Origin of the sequence: Magnetovibrio blakemorei, assembly GCF_001746755.1 — a bacterium.
GTDB classification, from domain to species: domain Bacteria; phylum Pseudomonadota; class Alphaproteobacteria; order Rhodospirillales; family Magnetovibrionaceae; genus Magnetovibrio; species Magnetovibrio blakemorei.
In genome coordinates this window covers 48,341-56,203 of sequence record NZ_MCGG01000048.1, presented here as the reverse complement: position 1 = coordinate 56,203, position 7,863 = coordinate 48,341, and the positions used below count along the sequence as shown (strand labels likewise).

Genomic DNA, 7,863 nt, shown 5'->3' with positions numbered 1-7,863 from the left:
GTAGCTTTAGATATTCATCTTGAAGTTCATCTTGGGCATCTCGAGCCTCATTCATTAGTTCCTCAAGGTCTTTGCATGGGTCTTCATCCTCTTTTGGGGGCTCTTCTGGATCTTTGGGTTCATCTGGCTTTTCTGGTTTTTCACCACCATCATCAGGCGGAGAATCACCCTCACTTGGCGGATCACCTGGTTTGTCGCCGCCGTCATCACCGCCACCGCCATCCCCGCCACTGGCATCAGCCATCTTCACCAATGCGGCAAATTTATTTTGCAGGTTCGTATCAAGATTTTTTGCGGTTTCGCCATCCGGCTTCATCCAAAAATCCTGCTTTAAACCATTTGCGCTTTGGAACATGCCGATAGATCGCATCAAATTCTGATTCATTTGGCCATCTTGCTGTTCGGCTTCGTGTGAAGGATACAGCCCCGTCCAACTCATTGCCTTCTTGATACGGTTTACATCGGACGGCTCATTTTTTTGGTTCAGTCCAACGGGCGCAGACAACTTCAGCGCCTCGCCTAATTTGTAGCCCATCTGTATCGGCATAGGTTCTTTTGGTTTTTTTGGCGCAAGTCCGAGTGCGGAACTAAACGTCGTGGGCTGTGTCGCAGCCGCTTTGGACCTTTCAGTCTTTTGCAACTGACCACTGATCATGGAACCGATGGTGCGTTCCGTTTCACCACCTGGCTTCATCACGCCATCCTTTTTCAGGCCATTATCCTTTTGAAAGCTTTCAATGCCCGAGATCATCGCGCCATCGGGATACTCTGTGATGCCATGAGCAGGTTCGTCGTAATAGCCAAAGGTGTTTAGTACTTTTTTGGTTTTGCGCACATCGTCCGGGTCGGTGTTGTAAGACCGCCCGATGGGCGATTTCAGTTTAAAAAAGTCGAACATTGGATTTCTCCACGATGAAGGGCGCGCGACCTGAATGAGGTACGTTTGGACGCAAGGGCTCATGCTCGTTTAAGAGCACTCATCACATGCGTGCGACGCAACCGGGCGACGCGCGCCGATTAAAAAACAAAAAATGGGGAAAGTGTTATCCGTTTTGGGTTATCGCCTAAACGCAGACGGCCCTACGGGCACCTTGAGGATGACCATACGCGCAGGCGTTATAAAAATCAAGATAATATTCCTATTAAGATGCAAATAAGCCTTTTTCCAGTCAGGGGGGCATCATCGCAGAACCACAAGACACTTTCGAAATCCCTTTTGAGGACTTAGGGCGTTCAACAATCTACTTTTCTTTGCCGCCGGGGTTGTTAGAGTGGGGCAAACCATTCTTGTGTTTTGCCACGCGCAACCCTATCTGACACTGTAACCCTCCCCCTTTTTTGTAGATGGAGCATTCCATGAAGATCTCGTTTGCCAATCCCGCCGTTCCCAAAGCCGGAGCCGTTGTTGTCGGTGTCCTTGAAGGTCGCAAGTTGACCGAGAGCGCCCAGGCGGTTGATGATGCCACCGGGGGCGCGGTGATGCGCGCGATCAAGGCCAGCACCTTTAAGGGCTCCAAAAACCATTCTCTGACGGTGATGACGCCGGCTGGGCGGTTGAACCGTGTGGTGTGTGTGGGGCTGGGCAAGGTCAAAGATTTGGATGCCTTGGCATTTCAAACCTTGGGCGGACGCATCGTCTCTAATTTAAAGGCGCACACCGCCACCGCGCAGGTGTTGGTGGATGATGTGGAAGGGTGCCCGCTCTCCGCCCCTGAGATCGCTGCCGAGATGGCGCTGGGGGCCAAGTTGGGCTCGTACACCTTTGACAAATACAAAACCAAAAAGAAAGGCCATGTGGGCGCGAAGCTGACCGAAGTAAAGCTGTTTTGCAAAACCTCGGCCAAGGCCCAAGCGCTGTTTGCGCCCCAAGACAAGGTTGCCGACGGGGTGTTTTTCACCCGCGATTTGGTGTCCGAGCCGGCCAACGTGCTGTACCCCGAAACTTTGGCCAATGAAGCCAAAACCCTCACCAAAATGGGCATCAAGGTTGAAGTGCTGTCTTTGGCGCAGATGAAACGTTTGGGTATGGGCGCGCTCATCGGCGTTGCTCAGGGCAGTGTTCATGAACCCAAATTGGTGGTCATGCACTATACCGGAAAGCCCGTTCGCGGCGGCGCCAAAGCGGACCAGCCGGTGGCCTTTGTGGGCAAAGGCGTGACGTTTGATTCCGGCGGCATTTCCATTAAGCCAGCGGCGGGTATGGAAGACATGAAATGGGACATGGGCGGTGCCGGCGTGGTCATTGGCCTGATGAAGGCTTTGGCGGGTCGCAAAGCCAAAGTCAATGCCGTGGGTGTGGTTGGCCTGGTGGAAAACATGCCCTCAGGCAGCGCGCAGCGCCCCGGCGACATCGTGACGTCCATGTCCGGTCAAACCATCGAAGTGCTGAACACCGACGCCGAAGGCCGCTTGGTTTTGGCGGACGCCCTTTGGTACACCAAAGACCGTTTCAATCCCCACACCATGATCGATTTGGCGACTTTGACCGGGGCCATTATGGTCGCGTTGGGCACCCACTATGCGGGGCTGTTTTCCAACGATGACGATTTTGCCTGGGACCTGATTAAGGCGGGTCGTGATGTGGGCGAGAAGGTGTGGTCTTTGCCGCTGGGGCCGGAGTACGACAAGATGATCAACTCCTCGGTCGCCGACATGCAAAACATTGGTGAACGCTGGGGCGGCTCGATCACCGCGGCGCAGTTCCTCAAGCGTTTTGTCGGCGACATCAAATGGGCGCATTTGGACATTGCGGGCGTGACCTGGTCCAAGGAAGGCAAACCGACGTCACCCAAAGGCGGCACCGGATTTGGCGTCCGCTTGTTGGATCGGTGGGTCAAAAACACGCTGGAAAAATAGCCCGCACCATGACGGAGATTGCCTTTTATCACCTGACCCATTCGCCGCTGGAAGCGGCCTTGCCCAAGTTGTTGGAAAAGACGCTTGAAGCGGGCAAACGGGCTTTGGTGAGGACAATCTCCGAGGCGCGGGTGGAGCATTTGGGCGGGGTGCTGTGGACTTATGATCCCGCGTCGTGGTTGGCGCATGGCTCAGCCAAGGACGGACACGCTGAAGAGCAACCCATCTGGCTGACGTGTGCGGAGGAAAACCCAAACGGGGCTGAGTTTTTGTTTGTCACCGATGGCGCTGCCCCCGAACAGGTGGACGGCTTTGAACGCTGTTTTGAGCTGTTTGACGGCACCCGTGACGATAGCGTACAAAACGCACGGCAACGCTGGAAAACCTTTAAGGCCGCGGGTCATGCCTTGACCTATTGGCAGCAAACCGAACGGGGTGGGTGGCAGAAAAAAGAGACCTAGGATTTAGACCAGACACAAAAATAGCGGCATCTGAAATGCCGCTATTTTTGTGTCTGGTCCATTTTTATCAGGTCGATTAGTGGCCGTGCTTGGGCATAGGATGCTTGGGGGCTGGGTGCTCCGCCGGGGCATCCTCCATGGCTTTGCGACGCTGCTCACGTACGGCGCTTTGACGACGCTTCAATTCGGCTTCCTTGGCCTTCATGCGGCCGCTAAACACCACGTACATGACTTGGCTGCCGATGATCGCCAACAGCGGCAGCATCATCGTGGCCGAAATCCAATACACCAAGTGAGCCAAAATGATCTCTTCAATCATGAACACATGGTAGAAGAAAACAAACACCCACAAGATGATTTCGCTAAAAAGGAACAAGCGAAATGAAATCCGCTCTTTCAGGGGGCGGGGCTGCAATTGGCTTGAATTGGCAAAAAACAGGGCGCTTAAAATGCCCCCCAAGAGATTGCTGGTGAACAAGAACGCGCTGATAACCGCGATCCACGCCTGCATTTCTGTAAAGTTAAAGGCCTTAAGCAGCTCTAAATAAGCTTCCGCCATGGCCACCTCCATTGTCTGGTCTTGCGACTGTGCTTTTTCAAGTCTGCAAACGTGCACGCCTTGATTTTAACATATGGAGTGCTGAATGTCAGACTCCAACCGATTTACGCAATGATCCCATAGCATTCGAGCCAAGAGACAGCGAATCGACGTGAGTGATCATAAGTATTATCATCTGGGTAGGATGAAGAAAGAGTTACTCACGCCCACGGCTCTTTCTTAAGAAGCATATGTTCGTATGTTGTAGCGTATTTGTATGGGTGTGCAATAATAAATGTGACAAATCATAAATCGTTTTTGTGAAGCAACAATCGAAAAAAAACAATCCCGTTATAGACTTGTTGGGTCCAATTTTTCGAGACGGGCTTGTGCATCAAGCCAAACGTTTTCAGCACTTTGCAAGCGTTTGTCTAATTTTCCAAGCTCCATTTGCAGGCGGGTCAGGTCTTCTTTGGGACCGGAATACAGTCCAGGATCAGCCAGTTTTTTTTCTATGATTTCTTTGTCTTTGGTCAGTCGATTGACTTGTTTTTCGGCGTCTTGCACGGCTTTGCGGACGTCGTTGCTGGCCGCGCGGGCGTCGGCGCGGGCCTTGCGCTCGGCTTTTTTGTCCAAGCGCGGTGCGGCTGTGGCGCTTTGCTCCTCGCTTGCGGCTTCTCTGCGTCCGCGTCGGGTGTCCATCAAAAAGCGTTTGTAATCGTCCAAATCGCCATCGTAGGGGACGCACTTTCCGCCATCGACAAGCCATAAACTGTCGCAAACCAGCTCCACCAAATGGGGATCGTGGCTGACCAAAACCACGGCGCCCTCATACATGTTCAAGGCGGTGACCAAGGCTTCGCGGGCATCCACGTCCAAGTGGTTGGTGGGTTCGTCCAACAGCATGATGTGTGGGGCCGTGCGGCTCATGTTGGCGAACAACAGGCGGGCTTTTTCGCCCCCCGACAGATTTTTGATGGGCGTGTCGGCTTTGTCTTTGTTGAAGCCGAATTTGCCCAATTGGGCGCGCACTTTGGGCTCGATGACGCCTTTCATCTGATCTTGCATGAATTCGTAGGCGGTTTCTTCCAAAGGCAATTCTTCGGCTTGGTGTTGGGCAAAGTAGCCCACGTGTAATTTTTTCGATTTGGTGACCTTGCCGTGCTGCGGTTTGAGGCGGCCCGCCAACATCTTCATCATGGTCGATTTGCCGTTGCCGTTGGCCCCCAGCAGGGCGATGCGGTCATCCATGTCGATGCGCAAATTCAAGTCTTTGATGATCGCTTTGCCGGGTTCGTAGCCCAAGACGACTTCATCCATGGCCAGCAAGGGCGGCGACAGGGGGGCCGGGTTGGGGAACGTGAAGGTGGTTGTTTTGTCTTCGATCACCGTGGCGATGGGCTCCATGCGCTCCAACATCTTGAGGCGGCTCTGCGCTTGTCGGGCCTTGGAGGCTTTGGCGCGAAAGCGATCGACGAAGGACTGAATATGGCGCTGTTCGGCCAATTGTTTGGTGCGGTTTTGCGCCAGCTGGGTGAGCCGTTCGCGTCTGGCTCTTTCGAAAAAGTCGTAATTGCCAGTGTAACGGGTGAGCTTTTGCTCTTCCAAATGCAAAATTTCGTCCACGGCGGTGTTGAGCAGTGTGCGGTCATGGGAAATGATCATCACGGTGCCCTGCCAATTGGCCAGGTAGTTTTCCAGCCACAAGGTGGCTTCCAGGTCCAAGTGGTTGGTAGGTTCATCCAACAGCAACAGATCAGGGGCGGCGAACAGCACCGCCGCCAAAGCCACGCGCATGCGCCAGCCGCCGGAAAAGTCACTGCACAGGCTTTGCTGGGCTTCTTCGTTAAAGCCCAAACCAGACAGAATTCGTGCCGCCCGTGCGGGGGCGGAGTGCGCGCCGATATCGGCCAGGCGGGTGTGCACTTCGCCAATGCGGTGGGGGTCGCTGACAGTTTCGGCTTCCGCCAGCAGTTGGGAGCGCTCTGTATCAGCGGCCAAGACGGTGTCGATCAGGCTGACAGGGCCGCTTGGGGCTTCCTGGGCGACCACGCCCAACTTGGCGCCTTGGCGCAAGTTGATGGTGCCGCCATCGGGGTGGATGTCGCCCGTGATCAGGTGAAACAAAGTCGACTTGCCCGTACCGTTGCGCCCGACCAAGCCGACCTTATGGCCTTTGGGAACGGCAACGGTGGCGTTGTCGAGCAACAAGCGTCCGCCAATGCGGTATGTGAGATCATTGATATGTAACATGGCGGGCTTTTAGCACGGAGTTTATGGGCTTGGAAACACAACAGATGAGCAATTCGTGCACAGGTCGTTCACAGGGGGGGCTCGGCAAAGTGAAATCCACCTCTTGTCAGGGCTTGTTGATCCGGTTATAACCCCGCCAACCAGCCTAAACGGGGTTGGGTAAGAATTTCCTTTAACAGCAAAAGGCTCTTGAGCATGGCTGTCGAACGCACACTCTCGATCATTAAGCCGGACGCCACCGAGCGTAACCTTACCGGTAAGATTAATTCCTATATCGAAGCAGCAGGTCTGCGCATCATTGCACAGAAACGCATCCGTCTCACCCGCGACCAAGCGGAAGCCTTCTACGGCGTACACAAAGAACGTTCGTTCTTTGGCGAACTGGTAGATTTCATGGTTTCCGGTCCGGTTGTTGTTCAGCTTTTGGAAGGCGAAAACGGCATCGCAGCCTATCGCGAAGTCATGGGCGCTACCAACCCGGCCAATGCCGACGCTGGCACGATCCGCAAGGATTTCGCCATCGACGTGCAGAACAACTCTGTACACGGCTCCGATGCCCCGGAAACGGCGGCTGTCGAAGCTTCGTTCTTCTTCTCGGAGATCGAAATCGTCGGCTAATTTTCGCCGCGCTTACATAAAAAGGCCACGCCTTCGGGTGTGGCCTTTTTTTGTGCCGACTTGTTATCTCTGCTATGCGTCTCAATGTATAGGGACAACCCTGTAGGCCGAGGAACCGGAAATATGATGATGAAAACAGTGTTGGTGGCGGTGGGACTTGTGGGGGCGGCGGTTGTGCTACCCGCTCAGGCGGCCGATGACGTGGGGGCGGTTGAGCGCGCGCGCGGGGTGACGATGGTGGTGCGTCAAGATATTATCCAGCCGCTGCAATTGGGCAGTGGCGTGCAGGTGTTGGATCATCTTCAGACAGGCGATGATGCGCGCCTTCACGTGGTGTTTGCAGATGGATCTGATTTGTCCATGGGATCGAGTTCTGATCTTATGATCGACGACATGGTGTATGAACCCGCTCAGCGGGGCCATGGTGTGTTGCGTCTGACCAAGGGCGTGTTTCGGTTGGTGTCGGGACAGGTGAATAAAGTCCCCGGCGGCACCCTTACGATTCGCACGCCGTTGGCGACCATTGGTGTACGGGGCACGGATTTTTGGGGCCAGCAAACGTCTGAAAAGTTAGAGATGGCCTTGCTTGACGATGGAGAGTTGACCATCACCACGGCTCAGGGCACGGTGACCCTCACCGATCCTTTAAACGCCGTCGTCGTGCTCAAAGGGCAACCCCCCAGCGCAATTTACACCCTGACCCCAGAACAGCTCAATGCCGCCAAGGCGACGGTGGCATGGTAATTGGGGGCGTGGTGATCAGGAATATCGGGAGAAATTATCATGATTGCAGTCATTTTTGAAGTTTGGCCCGATCCAGATCACAAGCAAGATTATCTCGATATCGCCGCCGAGCTGCGCCCGTTGTTGGACGATATCGACGGATTCATATCCATTGAACGCTTTGAAAGTCTTGTTGAGCCGGGCAAAATCCTGTCGCTGTCGTTTTGGCGTGATGAGGCCGCCATTGCCCAGTGGCGCAATTTAGAACAACACCGCGCCGCCCAAACCCAAGGCCGGGGCGGGGTGTTTGCCAATTATCGTTTGCGGGTGGCGGGCGTCGTGCGCGATTATGGTATGCTCGATCGGGACGAAACGCCGGACGATTCCCGGACCTTGCATAGGTCCTGACCCTAG

Annotated in this window: 8 protein-coding genes; 5 read left to right on the top strand and 3 right to left on the bottom strand. The window is 54.4% G+C overall.

Translation table 11 applies throughout. From position 1 onward, the window contains the following. Positions 1-898: peptidoglycan-binding domain-containing protein (locus BEN30_RS12805; RefSeq protein WP_170827058.1), on the bottom strand; the 898-nt coding region annotated here is incomplete at its 3' end. 458 nt (positions 899-1,356) lie between these two features. Here BEN30_RS12805 and BEN30_RS12800 point away from each other — a divergent pair. Together BEN30_RS12800 and BEN30_RS12795 are read left to right on the top strand one after the other, a co-directional pair. Continuing rightward, complete coding sequence (locus BEN30_RS12800) at positions 1,357-2,856, top strand: leucyl aminopeptidase (protein ID WP_069958728.1); 1,500 nt, start codon at positions 1,357-1,359, stop codon at positions 2,854-2,856. 8 nt (positions 2,857-2,864) lie between these two features. Further along, positions 2,865-3,317, top strand: coding sequence for a DNA polymerase III subunit chi (locus tag BEN30_RS12795; RefSeq protein WP_069958727.1), 453 nt, complete (start codon positions 2,865-2,867; stop codon positions 3,315-3,317). Between the two features lie 76 nt (positions 3,318-3,393). On the opposite strand, the gene BEN30_RS12790 is transcribed toward BEN30_RS12795, so the two are convergent. Continuing rightward, a complete protein-coding gene (locus tag BEN30_RS12790) occupies positions 3,394-3,876 on the bottom strand; it encodes a hypothetical protein (protein ID WP_139135026.1) in 483 nt (160 codons plus the stop codon). Positions 3,877-4,206: 330 nt separating this feature from the next. Then, complete coding sequence (locus BEN30_RS12785) at positions 4,207-6,108, bottom strand: ABC-F family ATP-binding cassette domain-containing protein (protein ID WP_069958717.1); 1,902 nt, start codon at positions 6,106-6,108, stop codon at positions 4,207-4,209. A gap of 195 nt (positions 6,109-6,303) precedes the next feature. Between BEN30_RS12785 and ndk the strand changes: the two genes are divergently transcribed. From ndk to BEN30_RS12770, 3 genes are all read left to right on the top strand, one after another. Then, a complete protein-coding gene (gene ndk / locus BEN30_RS12780) occupies positions 6,304-6,726 on the top strand; it encodes a nucleoside-diphosphate kinase (RefSeq protein ID WP_069958716.1) in 423 nt (140 codons plus the stop codon). A gap of 123 nt (positions 6,727-6,849) precedes the next feature. Then, positions 6,850-7,470, top strand: a complete 621-nt coding sequence (locus BEN30_RS12775; RefSeq protein WP_139135025.1) for a FecR family protein — start codon at positions 6,850-6,852, stop codon at positions 7,468-7,470. A 39-nt stretch (positions 7,471-7,509) separates the two neighbouring features. Then, entirely contained in the window at positions 7,510-7,857 is a 348-nt protein-coding gene (locus BEN30_RS12770) for an antibiotic biosynthesis monooxygenase family protein (protein ID WP_069958714.1), read from the top strand. Positions 7,858-7,863 lie beyond the last annotated feature (6 nt).

What these genes read in the sequence shown, in the direction of transcription:
- BEN30_RS12800 (WP_069958728.1), top strand. Translation starts at nt 1,357, where the DNA reads ATGAAGATCTCGTTTGCCAATCCCGCCGTTCCCAAAGCCGGAGCCGTT.
- BEN30_RS12795 (WP_069958727.1), top strand. Translation starts at nt 2,865, where the DNA reads ATGACGGAGATTGCCTTTTATCACCTGACCCATTCGCCGCTGGAAGCG.
- BEN30_RS12790 (WP_139135026.1), bottom strand. Translation starts at nt 3,876, where the DNA reads ATGGCGGAAGCTTATTTAGAGCTGCTTAAGGCCTTTAACTTTACAGAA.
- BEN30_RS12785 (WP_069958717.1), bottom strand. Translation starts at nt 6,108, where the DNA reads ATGTTACATATCAATGATCTCACATACCGCATTGGCGGACGCTTGTTG.
- ndk (WP_069958716.1), top strand. Translation starts at nt 6,304, where the DNA reads ATGGCTGTCGAACGCACACTCTCGATCATTAAGCCGGACGCCACCGAG.
- BEN30_RS12775 (WP_139135025.1), top strand. Translation starts at nt 6,850, where the DNA reads ATGATGATGAAAACAGTGTTGGTGGCGGTGGGACTTGTGGGGGCGGCG.
- BEN30_RS12770 (WP_069958714.1), top strand. Translation starts at nt 7,510, where the DNA reads ATGATTGCAGTCATTTTTGAAGTTTGGCCCGATCCAGATCACAAGCAA.